This window comes from Spiribacter halobius, assembly GCF_020883455.1.
In the GTDB taxonomy this organism is placed as follows: Bacteria; Pseudomonadota; Gammaproteobacteria; order Nitrococcales; family Nitrococcaceae; genus Sediminicurvatus; species Sediminicurvatus halobius.
Window position 1 is genome coordinate 3517055 of record NZ_CP086615.1, and the last position, 19763, is coordinate 3536817.

Here is a 19763-nt window from a genome sequence, read left to right on the forward strand (position 1 = left end):
GCCCGAGATGCTCATCGCCCTACCTCAGATGACAGGCCGCCCAGTGCCCGGGGCGCTTCTCCTCGAGCACGGGCCGCTCGCTGCGGCAGCGCGCCTCGGCGATGGGGCAGCGGGTGTGGAAGGGGCAGCCCGGCGGCGGATCGATGGGGCTCGGCAGCTCACCGGTGAGCAGGATGCGCTTGCGCCGCCGGGTGGCGGGGTCCGGCACCGGCACCGCGGACATCAACGCCTCGGTGTAGGGATGCAGCGGCTCGGCGAAGACGTCCGGGCGTTCGCCCACCTCCACCACCCGCCCGAAGTACATCACCGCTACCCGGTGGCTCACGTGCTCCACGACGCTCATGTCGTGGGAGATGAACAGATACGCCACGCTCATCTCCTGCTGCAGGCGCACCAGCAGGTTGATGACCGAGGCCTGGATGGAGACGTCCAGCGCCGAGACCGACTCGTCGGCCACCACCAGCTCCGGCTCCACGATCAGCGCCCGGGCGATGGCGAGGCGCTGGCGCTGGCCGCCGGAGAACTCGTGGGGGAAGCGCTGCATCTGGTCCGGGCGCAGGCCGACGCGCTCGAAGAGCTCCGCCACCCGCCGCTCGCGCTCCCGCCGCCCGGCCAGCCCGTGGATGGCGAGGGCCTCGCCGACGATGGCGCCGGCCTTGAGGCGCGGGTTCAGCGAGGAGAACGGGTCCTGAAAGATGATCTGCAGCCGCCGCCGCAGCGGGCGCAGGCGCCGCGGCGGCAGGCGGGCGATGTCGATGCCGTCAAGGCGGATCTCGCCAGCGGTGGGCTCGGTGAGCCGCAGCACGCTGCGCCCCACGGTGGACTTGCCGCAGCCGCTCTCGCCCACGAGCCCCAGCGTCTCGCCGCGGCGGATGTGCAGCGACACGTCCTCCACCGCGTGCACATGGCCGGTCACCCGCTGCAGGACACCGCCCCGTAGCGGGAAGCGGGTGGTGAGATTGCGGACGTCGAGCAGTGGTGCGGTGGCGCTCATGTGGGCATCTCCCCGGGCAGGCGCTCGGACTCCCAGCAGGCGGCGAGCCGCCCGCGCGCCTTCTCCTCCAGCGGCGGGTAGGCGGCGTGGCAGCGCTCGGTAGCGAAGCGGCAGCGCGGCGCGAAGTGGCAGCCGGCGGGGAGGTCGGTGAGCGCCGGAACGATGCCGGGGATCTCGGCGAGCTGCCGGCTGCCCACCGGCCCCGCGCGGCCGAGCTTCGGCAGCGCGCCCAGGAGCCCCAGCGTGTAGGGGTGAAGAGGCCGCCGGAAGACCGCCTCCACCGGCCCTTCCTCGACCTTGCGCCCGGCGTAGAGGATGACTACGCGGTCGGCCATCTCGGCCACCACGCCCATGTCGTGGGTGATGAGCAGGATCGCGGTGCCAAGCTCCCGCTGCAGCTCCTGCATGATGGCCAGCACCTGAGCCTGCACGGTGACGTCCAGTGCCGTGGTGGGCTCGTCCGCGATCAGCACCCGCGGCCGGCAGGCGATGGCCATGGCGATCATCACCCGCTGCAGCATGCCGCCGGAGAGCTGGTGCGGGTATTCCTTGAGCCGCCGCTCGGGGGCGGGAATGTGTACCTTGCGCAGCATCTCGATGGCGTGGGCCTCGGCGGCGCGCTCGTCGAGCCCCAGATGCTCGCGAATGCCCTCGAGCATCTGCCTGCGGATGGAGAGCACGGGGTTCAGCGCGCTCATGGGCTCCTGGAAGATCATGGCGATGCGCCGCCCGCGCAGCCGCCGACGGGACTCGCGGTCGAGCGAGATCAGGTCCGTCCCCTCGAGCCAGGCGTGCCCGCCCACCACCCGCCCCGGCGGGTCGGGCACGAGCCCCATCACGGAGAGCGCGCTCACGCTCTTCCCGGACCCGGACTCCCCCACCAGCGCCAGCGTCTCCCCGGCGTGCACCTCGTAGGACAGCCCGTCCACGGCCAGGGCCTGCCCGGCGGAGGTCCGGAACTCGGTGGTCAGCCCCTCGACCCGGAGGACGGGGTCGGCCGCAGTCCGGGGGTCGATGTCTGCGGGGTTGGTCGCCATCAGCACACCCCCCTATCGGTGAGCGCTTCCCGGCCTGCGAGCACCGGGGTGGATTCGGGGTTGGGATTCGCCCGGCGCAGCCGGGCTACCGCATCGGCGGTCGTCGCCGAATTCGAGAGCCCGGAGACGCTGTCTGTGTAGGCCTGCAGCCGAGCTCGAGAGCCCAATGAGGCAAGCTGCCAAAGGGGTGTGATGATGCAAGCACCGTTCTGCCTCCGCAGCACCAGCGCAGCTTCGCTGCGCGAATCCCCGCCGCGAAGCTGCCCCGAAGCGCTCAGGCCGGGAGCGGTATTCGTCTCCGGGACCCTCTGCGGCAGGGATGCCGCAGTGGAGCCTACAGGGATGTATTCACGGCGTGTCCCGGAGAGGAATACCGCTCCCGGCCCCGCCCCGGCGCGTCCGGAGGACCGATACGATCGCACCAGCACCGAAGGGGATTTGCGCAGCGAAGCTGCGCTCCCATACCGCCGCCAGGAACACCGAAGACCCGACTTCATACCAGCCACCTCACCGTTTCCGCTGCCGCGGATCGAGGGCCTCGCGGATGCCGTCGCCCAGCAGATTGAAGGCGAGGACCACGACCATGATGGCGAGGCCGGGATAGAGGGTGAGCCAGGGGGCGCGGCTGAGGTACTCGCGGCCGGAGGCGAGCATGGCGCCCCACTCCGGCGACGGCGGCTGGGCGCCGAGGCCGAGGAAGCTGAGGCCCGCGGCGGCCAGCACCGCCGTGGACACGCCGAGCGTGGCGACCACGATCATCGGCGGGATCACGTTCGGCAGCAGATGGCGGAAGATCAGCCGCAGATGCCCCGCCCCCGCCGCCCAGGCCGCCTCGAAGTACGGGCGGTTGCGCTCCACCAGGGTCACGCTGTAGGCCACGCGGGCATAGATCGGGATGGCGGCGATGCCGACGGCGATCATGGCGTTGGTCAGGCTCGGGCCGAGCACCGCCACGGCGGCCAGGGCGATGAGCGTCTCGGTGAAGGAGAACACCACGTCCATGGCCCGCATGAGGATGCGCTCCATCCAGCCGCCGGCGTAGCCGCTGACCAGCCCGATGACCATGCCCACCGTGAGCGAGATCCCCACCGCGATCATGCCCACCTGGATGGTCAGCCGGGCGCCGTAGACCACGCGGCTGAACATGTCGCGGCCGAACTCGTCGGTGCCGAACCAGTGCTGCGCGCCGGGCGCGGTCAGGCGCTGCCCGGCGCCCATCTGCTCCGGCGAATAGGGCGCGATCCAGGGCGCGAAAAGTGCCGTGGCGATCAGCAGCAGCACCAGCGCGAAGCCCACCGCCGCGCCGCGGTTGGCGAGGACCGCCTGCAGAAAGCGCACCCCCGCCGAGCGCGGCCGGCGCGCCGGGGTCTCGGCGGGGAGGGCGTCCATCTGCGTGCTCGTCTGCGCCATGACGGATCCCTCAGCGGTAGCGGATGCGCGGGTCGAGGAAGGCGTAGAGAACGTCCAGCAGCACCGAGATGCTCACCACCACGATGGCGAACATCAGGATGAACCCCTGGATCAGCGGGTAGTCGCGCTGCAGGATCGCCTGGATGGCGAGCCGGCCGACGCCGTTCCAGCCGAAGACGTTCTCCACCACGATGGCGCCGCCCATCATGTAGGCGAACTGCATGCCGATCATGGTGACGATGGGCACGAGCCCCGCCCGCAGGGCGTGGCTGCGCAGCACCATGGCGTGGGGCAGGCCCTTGGCGTGGGCGGTGCGGATGAAGTCCTGATCGAAGACGTCGATCATCGAGGAGCGGGTCAGCCTCGCGATGATGGCGGCGTTGGAGAGGCCCAGTGTCACCGCCGGCAGCACCAGGCTCGCCGGCCCGCCGCCGGCCACCGGCAGCCACTGCAGCTCCACCGCGAACAGGAACAGCAGCAGCAGCCCGAGCCAGAAGTGCGGCATGGACACCCCGAGGATGGCGGTGACCATGAGCGTGGTGTCGAGCCAGCTGCCGCGGCGGTAGGCGGCGATGAAGCCGAGGGTCATGCCGATGGCGATGGCGATCACCAGCGCCGTGCCGGCGAGGGCCAGGGTGTTCGGGAGGCGCAGCAGCAGCAGCTCCAGCACCGGCTGCTCGCCGCGGATGGTCTCGCCGAGATCGCCCGAGAGCACCCGCCCGAGATACATCACGTACTGCTCCCAGACCGGGCGATCGAGACCGAGGTCGGCGCGAATCGCCTCCAGCTGCTCCTGGGTGGTGCCCTGAGACTGGGCGTACATGATCTGCACCGGATCCCCGGGCACCAGGTGGATCAGCATGGAGACGGCGACGGTGGTCACCCAGATGGTGAGCAGCGCCGCGAGCAGCCGTCTGGCCAGGTATCCCGTCATGCCGGGGCTCCCGGCGGGGGCCCTGCGGCCCCCGCCTCGCGGTCAGCGGCCGACGTCGTTGAACAGCGGCCGGTTGAAGGGACCGATGGTGAAGCCGGCGGCATCCTCGGAGCCGGCGTACATCCACAGCCAGCCCGGGGTGTAGACGGGCACGTGCACCGCGTTCTCCAGCAGGTGCACGAACACGTCCTGCACCACGGCCTCGCGCTCCTCCCGATCGAGCGTGGTCCGGGTGGCCTCCAGCAGCTCGTCGAGCTCGGGGTCGGTATAGCCCTCGTAGGCCCCCGGCGAGTGCCAGAGCAGGTAGAGGACGTCCGGGTCGAACCAGGTCCAGCCCATCAGGTCGATGAAGCCGGGGCCCTCCGTGCGGTTGTTCTCCTGCTTCACCCGGGCGTTCAGGGTGCCGATGTCCATCACCTCGATCTCCGCCTCGATGCCGAGCTGGCGGAGCTGGTTCTGGAAGACCTGCAGCACGTCATCACGGTTGTCCCCGTACCAGGTGGCGAGGATCACCTCCATGGGGTTGTCCGGCCCGTAGCCGAGCTCGTTCAGCAGCTCGCGGGCCTTCTGCGGGTCATACTCCGGCGCGTGCCGGGCGCAGAAGTCCTGGTCGTTGCCGAGCACGCCACGGGAGACCGGGCAGCGCTCGCGCTGCACCAGATCGCCGAAGACGATCCCCAGCGCCATCTCGAAGTCCAGCGCGTGGGCGATGGCCCGGCGGGCGCGGACGTCGTCGAAGGGCGGTCGGGAGACGGCGAACTCCAGGAACATGTTCTGGCCCGTGCCCTCGGCCACGTGCAGCTCGAAGTTCGGGTCCCCCCGCAGCGATTCCACCTCCTCGATGGGCGGCACGATCAGGTCCACCTCGCCGGTACGGAGCGCCGCCACCCGCGTCTGCCCCTCGGGCATGGTGCGCACGATGAGCTGCTCGGCGTGGGGCGGCCCCGGGTTCTCCACCGGGCGGCCGCGGTTGACGTAGTCCTCGTTGCGCTCGAGGACGATCTCGTCGCCCTTGGTCCAGTCCACGAACCGCCAGGGCCCGGTGCCGACGGCGGCATCGACGCCGAAGCGCTCCAGCTCGGCATTGCTGTCGCAGAGCATCGAGGTGAACTGGTCGGCCATGAACGGCACGAAGGCGGCGAACGGCGTCTCCAGATGGAAGCGCACGGTGAGCTCGTCCACCACCTCCACCTCGGTGATCGGCCCCCAGCTCGCCTTGGTGATACTGGGGTTGTCCTCGGAGAGCGCCCGGTCGGCGGTCCACTTGACGTCCTCGGCGGTAAACGGCGTGCCGTCATGGCAGAGGATGTCGTCGTGGAGCTGGAAGGTCACTTCCCGCCCGCCATCGGCCACCGTCCAGTCGCGGGCGAGGTTGCCGGTGGGCCGGCCGTTCTCGTCGAACTCCAGCAGCGAGTCGTAGATCTGGTACCAGAGCTGGCGGGAGAGGGTGGAGGTGGCCCGGTGCGGGTCGAGGGAGTCGATGTCCCCGTCCCGCGCCCAGACGATCTCCTGGGCCTGCGCCCCGCCGCCTAGCCCCGTCGTGGTCACCGCCAGCGCGAGCGCCGCGGCCGTGATCCCCTTGCGCGTCATGGGCGGACCTCCTGGGTGTGTCAATCGCCATGCCCGCCGGAGCGGCGACCCTGCGGCTGCCCCGGCACCGGATTGGGGTGCCTGCGGCGTGTCGCCGCTGGCCCTGAAGGTATGAGACAGGAATTTCGGTTTGTCAAATACTCGAAATTCCTGTTTCAGTCTGCTAAACAGAAAAGGCGCGACCGGAGGCCCGAGCCGAAATGACCCAGTTGCCCGAGTCGTCGTCCGGGGCACGCACCCTGGAGCGGCGCATCCACAGCCACTACGAGAATCTGCCGGCCAGCGAGCGGGCGCTGGCCGACCTGCTGCTGGAGTATCCGGGGGACATCCTGTTCCTCTCCGCCACGGCCCTCTCGGAGCGGGCGGGCGTGTCGAAGGCGGCGGTGACACGGTTCGTGCAGCGCATCGGCTATGGCGACTACCGCGAGGTGCAGCGCGAGGTGCGCACCGCCCAGGAGGCGGGCGAGCCGATCTACCTCAACACCTCGACGGTGACCCCCGCGCGCGAGGGCGACAGCCTCATGCGCCATCTCGAGCGCGATCTGGCCAACCTGCGCCAGACTTTCGAGGGCATCCGCCCGCGGGATCTGGACGCGGTGGTGGAGCGTATCCTCGCCGCGCGGCGGGTCTGGACGCTCGGCTTCCGCAACAGCTATTTCTTCGCCTCCTACGTGCGCCGGCAGCTCATCCAGGTGCGCCCGGACGTCACCCTGCTACCGGTACCGGGCCAGGTGCCGTCCGAGGACCTGGTTGACATGGGCGGGGAGGATCTGGTCATCGCCATCGGCATGCGCCGGCGCTCGGCGGAGCTGCGTCGACTGATGGCCGCGATCCATCAGACCGGCACGCCCATCGCCTACGTCACCGACCGCCTCGCGGTCGCCACCCGCCGCTATGCCACCTGGACCTTCGCCTGCCAGGTGCGTGGCATCTCGCTGTTCGATTCCTACGTCGGCGTCATCAGCCTGCTCAACTACCTCTGCACCGAGGTGGTGGCGCAGGCGGGCGAGGCCGGCCGGGCCCGGCTCGGGCGCATCGAGGACCTGATGAGCGACCTCGGCGAGCTCGACCGCGACACCTGAGCGCCCGCCACGGAGACCGTCCCATGCACATCGAGGAAATAGAGCTCTACCGCATACGGATGCCCATGAAGGCCCCCTGGCGCACCGCCTTCGGCGAGGAGCACGCGGTGGACGGCGTGCTGGTGCGCCTGCGCGCCGATGGCGTCGACGGCTGGGGGGAGAGCGCCCCCTACCGCCTGCCCCAGTTCTCCCCCGAGTGGGCCCCCGGCGCCTTCGCCCTGCTCCGCGATGCCTTCGGCCCGCGCCTGCTCGGCCGCGAGATCGCCGACGGCGCCGCGCTGCAGGCCGCCCTCGCCGACTTCAAGGGCAATCACTTCGCCAAGGCCGCGCTCGACAACGCCTGGTGGGACGCGCATGCGCGGGCCCGCGGCGAACCACTCTGGCGGGCCGCCGGCGGGCACGGCCCGGAGGTCCGCGTCGGCGCCGACATCGCGGTGATGGACTCGCTGGATGAGCTGGTGGAGGCCGTGGGGCGGGCCCTTGCCGAAGGCTTCGGGCGGGTGAAGCTGAAGCTGCGCCGCGGCTGGGACGTGGCCATGGTCGCCCGGGTGCGCGAGGCGCACCCGGACGCGGTGCTGCATGTGGACTGCAACGCGAGCTTCCGGCTGGAGGACGCGCCCATGTTCCGGGAGCTCGACGCCTACGGGCTTGCCATGATCGAGCAGCCGCTGGCCCATGATGACCTCATCGACCACGCCCGCCTGCAGGCACAGCTCGACACCCCGCTCTGCCTGGACGAGAGCATCGTCTCCGACGACCGGGCGCGCAAGGCCATCGAGATCGGCGCCTGCCGCTGGATGAACCTCAAGCCCGGGCGCGTCGGCGGCCTGACCCCGGCGCTCGCGATCCTCGAGCGCTGCGCGCAGGCGGACATCCCCTGCTGGGTAGGTGGTATGCTCGAGTCCGCCATCGGCCAGGGGCCGGCGCTGGCGCTGGCCACCTGTGGCAACATCCGCTATCCGAGCGACATCTTCCCGAGCGCCCGCCTCTACGAGCGCGACCTGGCCGAGCCGCAGGTGCAGCTCAGTGCGCCGGGCACGATCACCGCGCCGGACGCCCCGGGCCATGGCCATCTGCCGGACCCGGAGCGCCTGCGCAGCTGCACCCTGGAGCACCATCGGCTGCACTGAGCATTCGCCATAGGGAGGGAACGCCATGGACGCTGAACGCCTCATCGGCACCCGTTCCCGTGTCGCCGTGCTCGGCGCCGGCGGCACCATTGCCATGGCGCCCGGACAGGGGGCCGGCGTGCTGCCCCGGCTGGACGCCGATGCCCTGCTCCAGGCCGTTCCCGGGCTGGAAGCGGTGGCGGAGGTTACCGCAGAGGATCTGAGCGTCGTCCCGGGCCCGCACATGGACCTCACCGCAGTGATCCATATCCGCGATGCCGCCGATCGCGCCCTCGCCGCCGGCGCGCACGGGGTGGTCATTACCCAGGGCACGGACACCATCGAGGAGACCGCCTTCGCCCTGGAGCTGCTGCACGCGGACGAGGCGCCCGTGGTGGTCACCGGGGCGCTGCGCCATCCGGCCCTGCCCGGCGCCGACGGCCCCGCCAACCTGCTGGATGCGGTGCGTGTCGCCGCCGACCGGGAGGCCGGCGGGCGCGGCGTGCTGGTGGTGCTGAACGCGACGGCGCACGCCGCCGCGCGCGTGACCAAGGCGCACACGAGCCGCCCGGACGCCTTCGCCTCCTGGCCCGGCCCTCTGGCCGAGGTGAGCGAATCCCGGGTGCTCTGGGCGGCACCCCCGGCCGTCCACCGGGCCACCGCCGCCGAGGCCTGCCGCGAGCCCGCTGCGGTGGCACTGATCGCCGCCGGCCTCGGCGACGACGGCCGCCTGCTCCCCGGGCTCGCCGCCGCCGGCTACCAGGGGCTGGTGATCGACGCCCTCGGCGGCGGCCACCTCCCGCCACGCATGGCCGAGCGCCTGGATGCCGTCTGCGCGGACATGCCCGTGGTGGTGGCCAGCCGGTGCCGCGCCGGGGCCACCCTCCATGAAACCTATGCCTACCCCGGCGGCGAGCTCGATCTCGCCCGCCGCGGCGCCCTCACCGCGGGCTGGCTGACGGCACCGAAGGCCCGGGTGGCCCTGTCCTTGCTGGTTGGCGCGGGCGCCAGCCGGGGGGAGATACGGGAATTCTTCGAGGCGTATGGGGGTGGGTAACGGCGGGCTTCGCCCGCGGTTCAAGGTTCAAAGTTCAAGGTTCAAAAAGGCCGCCTCTGTATCGCCTTGCTTGATCCCCGACTCGGGAGCCGCCTCGAGACGCCCGGAGTTCAGACCAAGTAGGTCGGCAGGCGCTCCGCGCTCGCCGACAGCCGCGCTTGGCGCGGCTCCGGGAATTCGCCTACCGGCGCGTCGGGTAGCGCCCGCGGCGCTTCCCGACCTACGTCATTCAACTTTGAACCGTGAACCTTGAACTCGTGGTGGGCGCCGTCAGGCGCCCACCACGTGGTACCCACAGTCCACGTAGGTCACGTTTCCGGTCAGGCTCTTCGCCCGGTCGCTCACTAGGAAGGCGGCGGTGGCGCCGACGTCTTCGACATCGGCGAGCTGGTGCCTGGGTGCGCGCTCGGCGGTGCGCTCCAGGAGCTCGTCGAAGCGGTCGATGCCGGAGGCGGCGCGGGTCTTGAGCGGGCCCGGAGAGAGCGCGTGCACGCGGATGCCGCCCTCGCCGAGCTCGGCGGCGAGATAGCGCACGCTGGACTCCAGCGCCGCCTTGACCGGGCCCATCAGGTTGTAGTGCTCCACCACCTTCTCGGCGCCGTAGAAGCTCACCGTCAGCAGCGCCCCGCCCCGGTTCATGAGCGGCTCGGCGAGATGCGCCATGCGGATGAACGAGTGGCAGGAGACGTCCATGGCGGTGAGGAACCCTTCACGGGAGCTGTCGGTAACCCGGCCATGGAGATCGTCCCGCGGCGCGAATGCGATGGAGTGCAGCAGGAAGTCGAGCCCGCCCCACTCCTCCCGAATGCGTTCGAACACCGCCTCCAGCTGCCCCGGCTCACGCACGTCGCAGGGCACAATGATCGGCGCCTCGAGCCGCTCGGCGAGCGGGCGCACGTGGGGTTCGGCCTTCTCGTTCAGATAGGTCACCGCCAGCTCCGCCCCCAGCGCCCGAAACGCCCGCGCACAGGCCCAGGCGATGGAATGCTCGTTGGCGATACCGACGACGAGCCCGCGTTTGCCGGTGAGGTCGAAGTAGGGTGCCACTTGGAGATCCTCTGGTCGTTGTTCGCGCTCGAGGCCTGCCTCGATTGGCGGCCTTGGCGAAGAGTTCAAAGTTCAACGTTCAAAGTTCAAAGACTCCTCCGGCCGGCCAACAATTGCGCTAACGCCACGCAATGACGGCACATCGTGCGGCGGCGGTCTTTGAACCTGGGACTTTGAACTGACTACTTCATAAGGACGTACTCCCCCGGCGCATCCGTGATTGGCGCGTAGCCGGCGTCCAGGTTCCCCATGGCCGGCGGGGGGCCGCGGCGGCCGGAGTGCTGGCGCAGCCACTGGTGCCATTCCGGCCACCAGGAGCCCTGCTGGCGCGGGGTCTCTCGCTCGAAGCGCTCGGGCGGCACGATGGGGCCGAGGGGCTCGTGCACCGCGACCTGGAAGGTGCGCCGGGGATGCCCCGGCGGGGTGACGATACCCGCATTGTGCCCGCCGCTGGTGAGCAGGAACGTCACCTCCGTGCGCGCCAGGCGCACGATCTTGTACACCGAGCGCCAGGGGGCGACGTGGTCCGTCACCGTCCCCACCGCGAACACGGGCTCGGCGATGTCGCCCACGGCTACCGGGCGGCCGTCCACGTCGTAGCGGCCTTCCACCAGATCGTTGTGCAGGAACAGATCCCGCAGGTATTCGCTGTGCATGCGGTAGGGCAGCCGCGTGGAGTCGGCATTCCAGGCCATGAGATCGAAGGGCTTCTCGCGCTCGCCGAGCAGGTAGTTGCGCACCAGACGGGACCAGATCAGGTCCTGCGAGCGCAGCAGCTGAAACGCCCCGGCCATCTGGCCGCGGCCGAGATAGCCGCGGGCCCACATGACGTCCTCGAGGAAGCTGACCTGGCTCTCGTCGATGAACAGATCCAGCTCGCCCGGCTCGGTGAAGTCGGTCTGGGCGGCGAGCAGGGTGAGCGTGGCGAGGCGCTGGTCACCATCCCGCCCCATGGCCGCGGCGGCGAGGCTGAGCAAGGTGCCCCCAAGGCAGTAGCCGACGGCGTGCACCTTGCGCTCGGGGACGATGGCATTGACCGCGTCCAGCGCGGCCATCACCCCGAGTCGCCGGTAGTCGTCCATGCCGAGGTCGCGGTCCTCCGCCCCCGGGTTCTTCCAGGAGATGGCAAACACCGTGTGCCCCTGGCCCACCAGGTACTCGATCAGCGACCTGCCGGGCGCCAGGTCGAGGATGTAGTACTTCATGATCCAGGCCGGGACAATGAGCAGCGGCTCGGGATGCACGGTCTTCGTGCTCGGCTTGTACTGGATGAGCTCCATCAGGCGGTTGCGGTAAACCACCTTACCCGGCGTCGCGGCGAGGTCGCGCCCCACCTGGAACGCCTCCAGGCCCGGATCCGGGCGCCCGGCCAGCTGGCGCTGCACGTCCTCGAGCCAGTTGGCCCAGCCGCGCACCAGATTCCAGCCACCCTGGGCCGCCGTGCGGCGCAGCAGTTCCGGGTTGGTGGCGAGGAAGTTGGAGGGCGAGAAGACGTCCAGGCACTGCCGGGCGACGAAGTTGACCACCTCCTCGTGATGCGGGTCGACGCCGCGCACGCCGGTGGTCGCCACATGCCACCACTGCTGCTGCAGCAGAAAGGCCTGATGGATCAGCGAGAACGGCCAGCGGCTCCAGCCTTCGTCATCGAACCGATGATCGTGGGGCAGCGGCTCGATGCAGCGCGCCTCGCCATCCCCGGCCACACAGTGACCGGCATAGGCCATCAGCCGCAGGGCCTTGCGCAGCGCCTTCTCGGCGAGCTCCCCCTGGCGCCCGGGGCTCAGGCCCAGGTGCACGGCCCAGTCCGTCCCCGCGAGCGTCAGCGCCGCGGGCGAGATGCCGCCGGAAAGGCGGCCGAGCCCCGCGTGCAGTAGCCGGTCAACCGGCTGGGGCTCTACGGCGTCTTCCTCGAAAGCGTGCTGAAGTCGGGTCATGGTGTATCACCTCGCGGCCTCCAGGCCGCTATGGGAAAATCACTGTCCCGACGATAACACTGCAGCGCAGCATCGGGGATTGACTGGCGTCAGTCCTGCAGCTCCTGCCGCCTCGGTACGCGGACCAGCGCCTCGCCGCTGATCACTGCGCGCTCCCTCACGCGCGCCGTCGTGTCCAGCGTGACGAACCCATGCTCCGCATCGAGCTCGCGCACGGTGACCTCGGCGGTGACCGTGTCGCCGATGAACACCGGCGCGTGGAAGCACAGCTGCTGGTTGAGATACACGGCGCCCGGCCCCGGTAGCCGGGTACCCAGCACCGCCGAGATCAGGCCGGCCGTGAGCAGGCCGTGGGCGATCCGGCCGTGAAAGTTGGTGCCCTTGGCGTACTCGGCGTTGATGTGCACCGGGTTGAAATCCCCGGTGATCCCGGCGAAGGCACCGACGTCGGCCTCGGTGACCGTCTTGGCGAAGCCGGCGCGCAGCCCGATCTCCAGGTCCTCGAATACGTAGCCGTCCATAGGCGCCTCCTGTGTAGGCGGGTTCAAGGTTCGAAGTTCAAGGTTCGAAGTGATTACGCACTTGCCTCAGCCAGCGTTACGGCATCACCGCCCGCGGAAGACGATACAGGCGCAGCAGAGGTGGCGTGGGGCGGGAGCGACCGGGACCGCGGACTCGCGCGCGAAGCGCGCGCGCTAGCCTTCACGCAGAAGGCGCATCGGCGACACCCGATAATACCGCCGTGCCCCCCAGCCGCCCGCGACCCAGACGGTGACCAGGCCGACCACGCCGCCGGCGGCGATGGCGCCGGGGCGGAAGGGATAATCCAGGTCGAACAGGCCCTCGGCGACGTAGACGCCGGCGACACTCGCCACCAGTCCCGCCATCAGCCCCGCGATCAGGCCGACCAGCCAGAATTCCATCCGCGCCATGCGCCGGATGCGCTTACCGCGGGCGCCGAGGGCCCGCAGCAGGGCGCTCTCGAAGCGGCGCTCCTCGCCGGTGATCTGGAGCGCGGCCAGCAGCACGAGCACCCCGGCGGCGAGGGTCAGCAGCGCCATCAGCTCCACCACGCTGCTGCCCTGGTCGATGATCGCGCGCACGGTGCGCAGGATGGCGCTGACGTCGATGGGCGTGACACTCGGATACTGCCGGATCAGCTCGCCGATGAGCGCCGTGTCCTCCGAGGGCAGATAGAAGCTGGTGAGCCAGGTGCCGGGCAGGTCGTCGAAGGTGCCCGGCGAGGCCAGCACGAAGAAGTTGACGTTGAAGCTCTCCCAGCGCACGTCACGCAGGCTGGTCACCTCCGCCGTGACCCGCTCGCCGGCCGACTCGAAGGTCAGCCGGTCGCCGAGGTCGACGCCGATCTCCCCGGCGAAGCCCTCCTCCACCGAGAGCTGTGGGGGCGGGTCCTCGCCGGACCACCACTCGCCGGCGACGATGCTGTTGTCGCCCTGCAGGCGCTCGGCCCAGGAGAGGTTGAACTCGCGCCGGGTCAGGCGGCGGGCCTGGTCGCTGGCGTAGTCCTCGGCCCGGATCGGCTCGCCGTTCAGCGCCACCAGTCGGGCCCGCACCATGGGGTAGAAGCGGGTCTCCACGCCGGCATCGGCCAGCAGTGACCGCACGCCGTCCACCTGATCCGGCTGGATGTTGATCAGGAACTGGTTCGGGGCATCCGGCGGGATCTCGGCCTGCCAGGCCTGGAGCAGGTCGTTGCGCACCACGGCTAGCAGGAACAGCGCCATCAGCCCCACGCCCACGGCGACGATCTGCACCACCGCCGTCCAGGGCCGCCGGGTGAGGCCGGTGAGCCAGAGCAGCCGGCCGCTGCCGCCACGGCGGTAGAGCAGGCGCACCAGCGCGACCGTGCCGCCGGCCACCACGGCCAGCAGCGCCAGCGTCGCCACCAGGGCGCCGAAGACGTAGGCCGTGACCCGCAGGTCCCCCGCCTGCCAGGCCATCAGCCCCAGGATCACCCCGGCGGCGACCAGCAGCGGCAGCGCGCCGCGGAACAGGCCCTGCCCGAGGTCGCTGCGCAGCACCCGCATGGGCGGCACGTCCCGCAGCCGCGCCAGGGTGGGCAGCGCGAAGCCAAGCAGCGCGGCAAAGGCCGTGAGCCAGCCGGTGGCCAGCGGCCGCAGCCCGGGCCACGGCAGCTCCGTGCCCAGCAGCTCGGCCACCAGCGCGAGCATGGCCAGATGCAGCAGAAAGCCCATGGCCGCGCCCGCCGCCCCGGCGAAGAAGCCGAGCCAGAGCAGCTTGCCGACGAACAGGCCCAGGATGCGCCGACGGGTACCGCCAACGGCGCGCATCACCGCGACCCCGGTGACCTGGCGCTCGGCATAGTGCCGCACCGTCAGCAGGACCGCCACGCCGGCGACGATCACCGTGAGCAGCGCGGCCAGACCCAGGAAGCGCCGCGCCTGGGCCACCACCTCGCCGGCGCCCTGCCGGTCGTCGGTCGGGGTCTCGATCTCCACCGCGTTGCCCTGCTCGGCCACGAGGGCGTCGGTGAACCCCACCGCCGCCTCCTCGGCGCCCGCCAGCAGCAGCTTGTAGCGAACCCGGCTGCCCTCGCCGATGAGGCCGGTGGCGGCAAGATCGGCATGGTTGAACATCACCCGCGGCGCGAGGCTGCCGAAAAATCCGTTGCGATCCGGCTCCAGGGTGAGCACACGGGTGATGCGCAGCGTGCGCTCGCCCAGGGTGAGGGTGTCGCCGACCTCGGCGTCGAGAACCGTAAGCAGCCGCGGCTCCACCCAGGCGGTGCCCGGCTCCGGTACCCCCTCGGCGAGACGCTCGGGCGCCTCCGGGGTCGCGCGCACCCGCAGCGACCCGCGGAGCGGATAGCCCTCGCTCACCGCCTTGGCCGAGACCAGACGGTTGGCATCGTCGGTAACCACCACCGTCGGAAACTCGGCGATGAGTGCGGTCTCGAGCCCCGCCTGCCGCGCCCGCTCGCCCCAGGCCTCCGGGATCATGCGCGGATACTCCACCGCCCGGTCCGCGGCGAGAAGATCGGCGGCACGGGCCTCGGTGGCCCCGGCCACCCGCTCCGCCAGCCAGGAGACACCGGTCACCGCCGCCACGGCGATGACCACCGCCAGCGCCAGCAGCCGCAGCTCGCCGCCGCGCCAGTCCCGCCAGAGCAGGCGCAGTGCAAGTGTCCCGCCCGCCAGCGCCCGCATCAGGCCGCCGTCTCGTGCAGGGTGCCGTCGCGCAGGTAGAGCGTGCGCCGGCAACGCGCGGCGACGGCGTCGTCGTGGGTGACCAGCACCAGCGTGGTGCCGTAGTCACGGTTGAGGGCGAACAGCAGATCGATGATGCGCTCCCCGGTCTGGTGGTCCAGATTGCCCGTGGGCTCATCGGCGAACAGCACCCGGGGGCCGGCGACGAAGGCCCGCGCCAGCGCCACCCGCTGCTGCTCGCCGCCGGAGAGCTGTGCCGGATAATGCGCGAGGCGCTCACCGAGGCCGACCCGCTCCAGCGCCGCCCGGGCACGCCGGCGGACGTCGCTCTCGCCCGCCAGCTCACCGGGCAGCATCACGTTCTCCAGCGCCGTCAGCCCGGGCAGCAGGTGGAAGGCCTGGAAGACAAAGCCGACCCGCCCGGCCCGCAGGGTGGCGCGGCCGTCCTCGTCCAGCGCGGTGAGCTCGCTGCCGTCGAGGGTGACCCGCCCGGCGGTGGGCAGGTCGAGGCCCGCAAGCAGCCCGAGCAGGGTCGACTTGCCGGAGCCCGAGGTGCCGAGAATGGCGACGGAGTCACCGGCCAGGATGCTAAGATCCAGGTCCTCGAACAGGCTGATGGTCCCCTCCGGCGCGGTGAAGCGCATGGTGAGCCCCTCGGCCGCCAATACCCGGAATCCGGAATCCTCATCCATGCATCGACTCCTGCTGAGTGTTCTGCTGTGCCTGCTCACCCTGCCCGCGGTCGCCACCGAGCGCACGGTACTGGTGCTAGGTGACAGCCTGAGTGCCGCCTACGGCATCGACCGCGAGGAGGGCTGGGTGGCCCTGCTGCGCGAGCGCCTGGACGACAATGGCTACCCCGCCCGCGTGGTCAACGCCAGCGTCAGCGGCCATACCACCGCCAACGGCGTCGACCTGCTCCCGCAGGCCCTCGCCGAGCACCAGCCGGATGCCGTCATCATCGCATTGGGCGGCAATGATGGGCTGCGCGGCGTCGCGCTGGCGGAGATGCGGCGCAATCTCACCCGCATGGTTCGCCTGAGCCGCGAGGCCGGGGCGCAGGTCCTGCTGGTCGGCGTGCGCCTGCCCTCCAACTATGGCCGCGCATTCATCGATCGGTTCCAGGCCGTTTTCCGGGAAGTCGCCGAGAGCGAGGGCGTGCCTCTCGTCCCACGCTTCCTGGAGGGCGTCGGCGGCAACGCCGAGCTCATGCAGTCCGACGGCATCCATCCGAATGCGGCCGCGCAGCCGGTGCTGCTGGACAACGTCTGGGGTGAGCTCAAGCCGCTGCTGGGGGGTGGCGCCTGAGGCGCTGCCCCCCAGCAGCGGCTTAGTTCAAGGTTCAAAGCCCGAAGTTCAAAGACCGACTCCGCGCGGCAGCGGCGGCAGCGCGCTTGCGGTGTAGCCGTCGGCCGGCGGGCGCGGAACGCGGCAGTGTCGTAGGTCGGCAAGCGCGAAGCGCTCGCCGACAGCCGCGCGCAGCGCGGCAGCAGGGATGCGCCTGCCGGCGCGTCGGGTAGCGCCTGCGGCTCTTCCCGACCTACTACGTTGAACTTTGAACTTTGAACTTTGAACTTTGAACTTTGAACTTTGAACTTTGAACTGCCTGGTTCGGCGGCCCCGCGAGCTAGCTCGCGGGGCCGCCGAACCAGGCCAGCATGCGCGGCAGAAACCGCGCCAGCTCCAGGCCCATGATGGCGAAGTCGGCGTCGAAGCGCTCCTCCGCGCTTTCCGGCTCGCGGTCGTCGGCGTCGTCCTGGACCACGTCGAGGAACTTCAGCCGCTTCACCGAGAGATCGGCGTCGAGCACGCAGGCGAGGCGGTCGTCCCAGGTGAGGCTCATGCGGCGCACCCGCTTGCCGGCGGTGATGTGCGCGCGGATCTCGTTGGAGCGCAGGTCCTGGCGCTTGCAGCGGACCTCGGCACCCTCGCTGCGCGGATCCTCGAACACCGCCTCCTCGCCTGGCTCCGTGTCGCCGGGGAAGCGGTCGTGGGCGAGCCACTCGGTGAGTACCTGCTGCGGGCTGGTCTCGCTCTGCAGCGGGCGCACGGGCAGGCTGCCGAGGGCGGCGCGGAGGTCTTCGGTCAGGGTCTCCGCCTCGCGCCAGTTGGCGGTGTCCACCACGATCCAGCCGGCCTGCGGATCGATGTAGGCATGGCAGCGCTTGCTGCGGGTAAACGCCCTCGGCAGCAGATCGAGGGTGACCTCCTCCTTCATCCGCGCCTTTTCCTTGCGCCCGAGGTGCCGGCCTTCGCGGCCCTCGCGCTCGGCGACCCGCTCGTCCAGCGTCTCCCGGATCACCGCCGGCGGCAGCAGGCGCTGCTCGGTCTGCAGGCAGACCATCATGCGCCCGCCGCTGGCATGCACCAGCTGCCGCCCGCTGCGCCCGATGGGCGCCACCCAGCCCCGACTCTCCGGCTCACTGCCCGCCACCGGCTGAAACGCGAACGGCGCCAGCCGCCCCTCCAGCGCCTCCGGCTCGAGGGCGAACCCCTCGGCCAGCTGATAGACGCAGAGATTCTTGAACCACATTCGGGATACTCCTGTTCCGTCGAAGCGCTAGCGGTTATCTCGGGCCCGTGTGTCAAACACAACGACACAACGGGCACGACGTTTCACGACGTCGCCGCGCCCAGAGCAACGATCCTGGGAGAATCATCACCGCTCTTGCGCTGTGACCCGTTGTGTCCGTTGTGTCGTTGTGTTGAATCCCCGTCCGGCTCAGCCCGCCGCCGTGGATGTCAGTAACGCACGCGCGCGGAGGGCGCGGCGGGCGGCGTCGTCGCGGTCGCCGCCGAAGGCGGTGAGGTGGCCCATCTTGCGGCCGGGGCGGGGGTCGGCCTTGCCGTAGAGGTGGAGCTTGACCCGGTCGTCCGCGAGCGCCGCCGCCCAGTCCGGCTCCCCGGGCTGCCAGAGATCGCCCAGCAGATTGACCATGGCCGCCGGGGCCAGGCGGTCGGTGGCGCCCAGGGTCAGACCGCAGACGGCGCGCACCTGCTGCTCGAACTGGCTGGTGAGGCAGGCGTCGAACGTCAGGTGACCGGAGTTGTGCGGACGCGGCGCGAGCTCGTTGACCAGCAGCCGGCCGTCGCGGGTGAGGAAGAACTCCACGCAGAGCACGCCCACCACGTCCAGCGCCTCCATTACCCCCCGCGCGATCTCCCGGGCCTCCGTCGCCAGGCCACCGGGCAGCGGCATGTCGGCGATGGAGACATCCAGAATGTGATGGCGGTGGCGATTCTCGATGACGCCGAAATCCGCCATGGCGCCATCCACGCCCCGGGCGGCCACCACCGAGAGCTCGGCCTCGAAATCGATGAAGGCCTCGAGCACGGCCTCCACGCCGCCGATGGCCTGCCACGCCTCGGCGGGGTCATCGCCGGGCTCGATGCGGGTCTGGCCCTTGCCGTCGTAGCCGAAACCGGCGGTCTTCAGCACCGCCGGCATGCCAATGCGCTCCAGCGCCCCCGGCAGCGCCTCCATTGATGCGACATGCTCGAACGGTGCCGTGGGAAAGCCGGCATCGGCGAGCGCGCGCTTCTCCCGCCGGCGGTTCTGGGTGATGTGCAGCACCTCGCCGCGGGGGCGCACCGGCGCGTGCCGCGCTGCGCACTCGGTGGCCGCGGCGGGCACGTTCTCGAACTCGAAGGTCACCACGTCCACCTGTCGGGCGAAATCCGCGACGGCCTCCACGTCCTCGTAGGCGGCGTCCACCTCACGGTCCGCCACCTGCCCCGTGGGACTGCCGGCGCCGGGGGCGAGGGTGTGCACCCGATAGCCCATGCGCCGCGCAGCCAGCGCGAACATGCGCCCGAGCTGGCCACTGCCGAGAACGCCCAGGGTGGCACCGGGAAGGATCGGCCCGCTCATGGCAGCTCGTCCTCCCGCACCTTCTGCGCCTGCGCCGCGCGGAAGTCGGCGAGCCTTTGCGCCAGCTCCGGATCATCCCCCGCCAGCATGGCGACGGCGAACAGCGCCGCGTTGCGCGCCCCGGCCTCGCCGATGGCGAAGGTCGCCACCGGCACGCCGCCCGGCATCTGCACGATGGAGAGCAGGGAGTCCAGACCTTTGAGGGCGCGGCTCTGCACCGGCACGCCCAGCACCGGCAAGGTGGTCTGCGCCGCCACCATCCCCGGCAGATGAGCGGCACCGCCGGCCCCGGCGATGATCACCCGCAGGCCGCGCTCGCGGGCAGTGGCGGCATACTCCTGCATCAGGTCCGGCGTGCGATGGGCGGAGACGATGCGGCACTCGTGACCGACGCCGAATTCCTTCAGGACGCTATCGGCGTGGGCCATGGTCTCCCAGTCGGAGCGACTGCCCATGATGACGCCGACGCGCGGTGTCTGCTCGACCATGCCTGCTGTCCTCCTGCCGGGG

The 19763-nt window shown here is 70.8% G+C and carries 17 protein-coding genes; 4 read left to right on the top strand and 13 right to left on the bottom strand.

Features of this window, described 5'->3' with window-relative positions:
• Positions 1-19 precede the first annotated feature (19 nt).
• From LMH63_RS16465 to LMH63_RS16485, 5 genes are all read right to left on the bottom strand, one after another.
• Complete coding sequence (locus tag LMH63_RS16465) at positions 20-994, bottom strand: ABC transporter ATP-binding protein (RefSeq protein ID WP_109678739.1); 975 nt, start codon at positions 992-994, stop codon at positions 20-22.
• Complete coding sequence (locus tag LMH63_RS16470; protein ID WP_109678740.1) at positions 991-2031, bottom strand: ABC transporter ATP-binding protein; 1041 nt, start codon at positions 2029-2031, stop codon at positions 991-993. The genes LMH63_RS16465 and LMH63_RS16470 overlap by 4 nt, the downstream gene beginning before the upstream one ends.
• A gap of 507 nt (positions 2032-2538) precedes the next feature.
• On the bottom strand, positions 2539-3441 hold the full coding sequence (nikC, locus tag LMH63_RS16475; RefSeq protein WP_199225661.1) for a nickel transporter permease: 903 nt from the start codon (positions 3439-3441) through the stop codon (positions 2539-2541).
• 10 nt (positions 3442-3451) lie between these two features.
• Positions 3452-4375: an ABC transporter permease gene (locus LMH63_RS16480; protein WP_109678741.1), complete on the bottom strand. Its 924-nt coding sequence runs from the start codon at positions 4373-4375 to the stop codon at positions 3452-3454.
• Positions 4376-4417: 42 nt separating this feature from the next.
• Positions 4418-5965, bottom strand: a complete 1548-nt coding sequence (locus tag LMH63_RS16485; protein WP_109678742.1) for an ABC transporter substrate-binding protein — start codon at positions 5963-5965, stop codon at positions 4418-4420.
• Between the two features lie 200 nt (positions 5966-6165).
• On the opposite strand from LMH63_RS16485, the gene LMH63_RS16490 reads away from it, so the two are divergent.
• From LMH63_RS16490 to LMH63_RS16500, 3 genes are read left to right on the top strand one after another with little or no spacing between them, the layout of a single operon-like run.
• Entirely contained in the window at positions 6166-7047 is an 882-nt protein-coding gene (locus tag LMH63_RS16490; RefSeq protein ID WP_109678743.1) for a MurR/RpiR family transcriptional regulator, read from the top strand.
• 23 nt (positions 7048-7070) lie between these two features.
• A complete protein-coding gene (gene menC, locus LMH63_RS16495) occupies positions 7071-8177 on the top strand; it encodes an o-succinylbenzoate synthase (protein WP_109678744.1) in 1107 nt (368 codons plus the stop codon).
• A 25-nt stretch (positions 8178-8202) separates the two neighbouring features.
• A complete protein-coding gene (locus LMH63_RS16500; protein WP_109678745.1) occupies positions 8203-9213 on the top strand; it encodes an asparaginase in 1011 nt (336 codons plus the stop codon).
• 270 nt (positions 9214-9483) lie between these two features.
• Here LMH63_RS16500 and fabI read toward each other — a convergent pair whose 3' ends face one another.
• From fabI to LMH63_RS16525, 5 genes are all read right to left on the bottom strand, one after another.
• Positions 9484-10260, bottom strand: a complete 777-nt coding sequence (gene fabI / locus LMH63_RS16505; RefSeq protein ID WP_229332632.1) for an enoyl-ACP reductase FabI — start codon at positions 10258-10260, stop codon at positions 9484-9486.
• Positions 10261-10442: 182 nt separating this feature from the next.
• Positions 10443-12194 carry a PHA/PHB synthase family protein gene (locus LMH63_RS16510; protein WP_109678747.1) on the bottom strand — a complete coding sequence of 584 codons (1752 nt, stop codon included), beginning with the start codon at positions 12192-12194 and terminating at the stop codon, positions 10443-10445.
• Between the two features lie 89 nt (positions 12195-12283).
• Complete coding sequence (locus tag LMH63_RS16515) at positions 12284-12715, bottom strand: MaoC family dehydratase (protein WP_109678748.1); 432 nt, start codon at positions 12713-12715, stop codon at positions 12284-12286.
• 174 nt (positions 12716-12889) lie between these two features.
• A complete protein-coding gene (locus LMH63_RS16520; RefSeq protein WP_109678749.1) occupies positions 12890-15382 on the bottom strand; it encodes an ABC transporter permease in 2493 nt (830 codons plus the stop codon).
• The gene (locus tag LMH63_RS16525) at positions 15382-16074 is read right to left on the bottom strand and encodes an ABC transporter ATP-binding protein (protein WP_109678750.1); all 693 of its coding nucleotides are present in this window, start codon (positions 16072-16074) and stop codon (positions 15382-15384) included. The genes LMH63_RS16520 and LMH63_RS16525 overlap by 1 nt, the downstream gene beginning before the upstream one ends.
• On the opposite strand from LMH63_RS16525, the gene LMH63_RS16530 reads away from it, so the two are divergent.
• Positions 16073-16690 carry an arylesterase gene (locus LMH63_RS16530; RefSeq protein WP_109678751.1) on the top strand — a complete coding sequence of 206 codons (618 nt, stop codon included), beginning with the start codon at positions 16073-16075 and terminating at the stop codon, positions 16688-16690. The genes LMH63_RS16525 and LMH63_RS16530 overlap by 2 nt on opposite strands.
• Positions 16691-17009: 319 nt before the next feature.
• Here the strand turns inward: LMH63_RS16530 and LMH63_RS16535 are convergent, their stop codons facing one another.
• From LMH63_RS16535 to purE, 3 genes are all read right to left on the bottom strand, one after another.
• A complete protein-coding gene (locus tag LMH63_RS16535) occupies positions 17010-17915 on the bottom strand; it encodes a recombination-associated protein RdgC (protein ID WP_109678573.1) in 906 nt (301 codons plus the stop codon).
• Positions 17916-18104: 189 nt separating this feature from the next.
• A complete protein-coding gene (locus tag LMH63_RS16540; RefSeq protein ID WP_109678574.1) occupies positions 18105-19253 on the bottom strand; it encodes a 5-(carboxyamino)imidazole ribonucleotide synthase in 1149 nt (382 codons plus the stop codon).
• A complete protein-coding gene (gene purE, locus LMH63_RS16545) occupies positions 19250-19741 on the bottom strand; it encodes a 5-(carboxyamino)imidazole ribonucleotide mutase (protein WP_109678575.1) in 492 nt (163 codons plus the stop codon). Before purE ends, LMH63_RS16540 begins: the two co-directional genes overlap by 4 nt.
• Positions 19742-19763: the final 22 nt, after the last annotated feature.

Excerpts from the sequence above, each read along its gene's own strand:
- LMH63_RS16465 (WP_109678739.1), bottom strand. The coding sequence starts at position 994 with ATGAGCGCCACCGCACCACTGCTCGACGTCCGCAATCTCACCACCCGC.
- LMH63_RS16470 (WP_109678740.1), bottom strand. The coding sequence starts at position 2,031 with ATGGCGACCAACCCCGCAGACATCGACCCCCGGACTGCGGCCGACCCC.
- nikC (WP_199225661.1), bottom strand. The coding sequence starts at position 3,441 with ATGGCGCAGACGAGCACGCAGATGGACGCCCTCCCCGCCGAGACCCCG.
- LMH63_RS16480 (WP_109678741.1), bottom strand. The coding sequence starts at position 4,375 with ATGACGGGATACCTGGCCAGACGGCTGCTCGCGGCGCTGCTCACCATC.
- LMH63_RS16485 (WP_109678742.1), bottom strand. The coding sequence starts at position 5,965 with ATGACGCGCAAGGGGATCACGGCCGCGGCGCTCGCGCTGGCGGTGACC.
- LMH63_RS16490 (WP_109678743.1), top strand. The coding sequence starts at position 6,166 with ATGACCCAGTTGCCCGAGTCGTCGTCCGGGGCACGCACCCTGGAGCGG.
- menC (WP_109678744.1), top strand. The coding sequence starts at position 7,071 with ATGCACATCGAGGAAATAGAGCTCTACCGCATACGGATGCCCATGAAG.
- LMH63_RS16500 (WP_109678745.1), top strand. The coding sequence starts at position 8,203 with ATGGACGCTGAACGCCTCATCGGCACCCGTTCCCGTGTCGCCGTGCTC.
- LMH63_RS16510 (WP_109678747.1), bottom strand. The coding sequence starts at position 12,194 with ATGACCCGACTTCAGCACGCTTTCGAGGAAGACGCCGTAGAGCCCCAG.
- LMH63_RS16515 (WP_109678748.1), bottom strand. The coding sequence starts at position 12,715 with ATGGACGGCTACGTATTCGAGGACCTGGAGATCGGGCTGCGCGCCGGC.
- LMH63_RS16520 (WP_109678749.1), bottom strand. The coding sequence starts at position 15,382 with ATGCGGGCGCTGGCGGGCGGGACACTTGCACTGCGCCTGCTCTGGCGG.
- LMH63_RS16530 (WP_109678751.1), top strand. The coding sequence starts at position 16,073 with ATGCATCGACTCCTGCTGAGTGTTCTGCTGTGCCTGCTCACCCTGCCC.
- LMH63_RS16525 (WP_109678750.1), bottom strand. The coding sequence starts at position 16,074 with ATGGATGAGGATTCCGGATTCCGGGTATTGGCGGCCGAGGGGCTCACC.
- LMH63_RS16535 (WP_109678573.1), bottom strand. The coding sequence starts at position 17,915 with ATGTGGTTCAAGAATCTCTGCGTCTATCAGCTGGCCGAGGGGTTCGCC.
- LMH63_RS16540 (WP_109678574.1), bottom strand. The coding sequence starts at position 19,253 with ATGAGCGGGCCGATCCTTCCCGGTGCCACCCTGGGCGTTCTCGGCAGT.
- purE (WP_109678575.1), bottom strand. The coding sequence starts at position 19,741 with ATGGTCGAGCAGACACCGCGCGTCGGCGTCATCATGGGCAGTCGCTCC.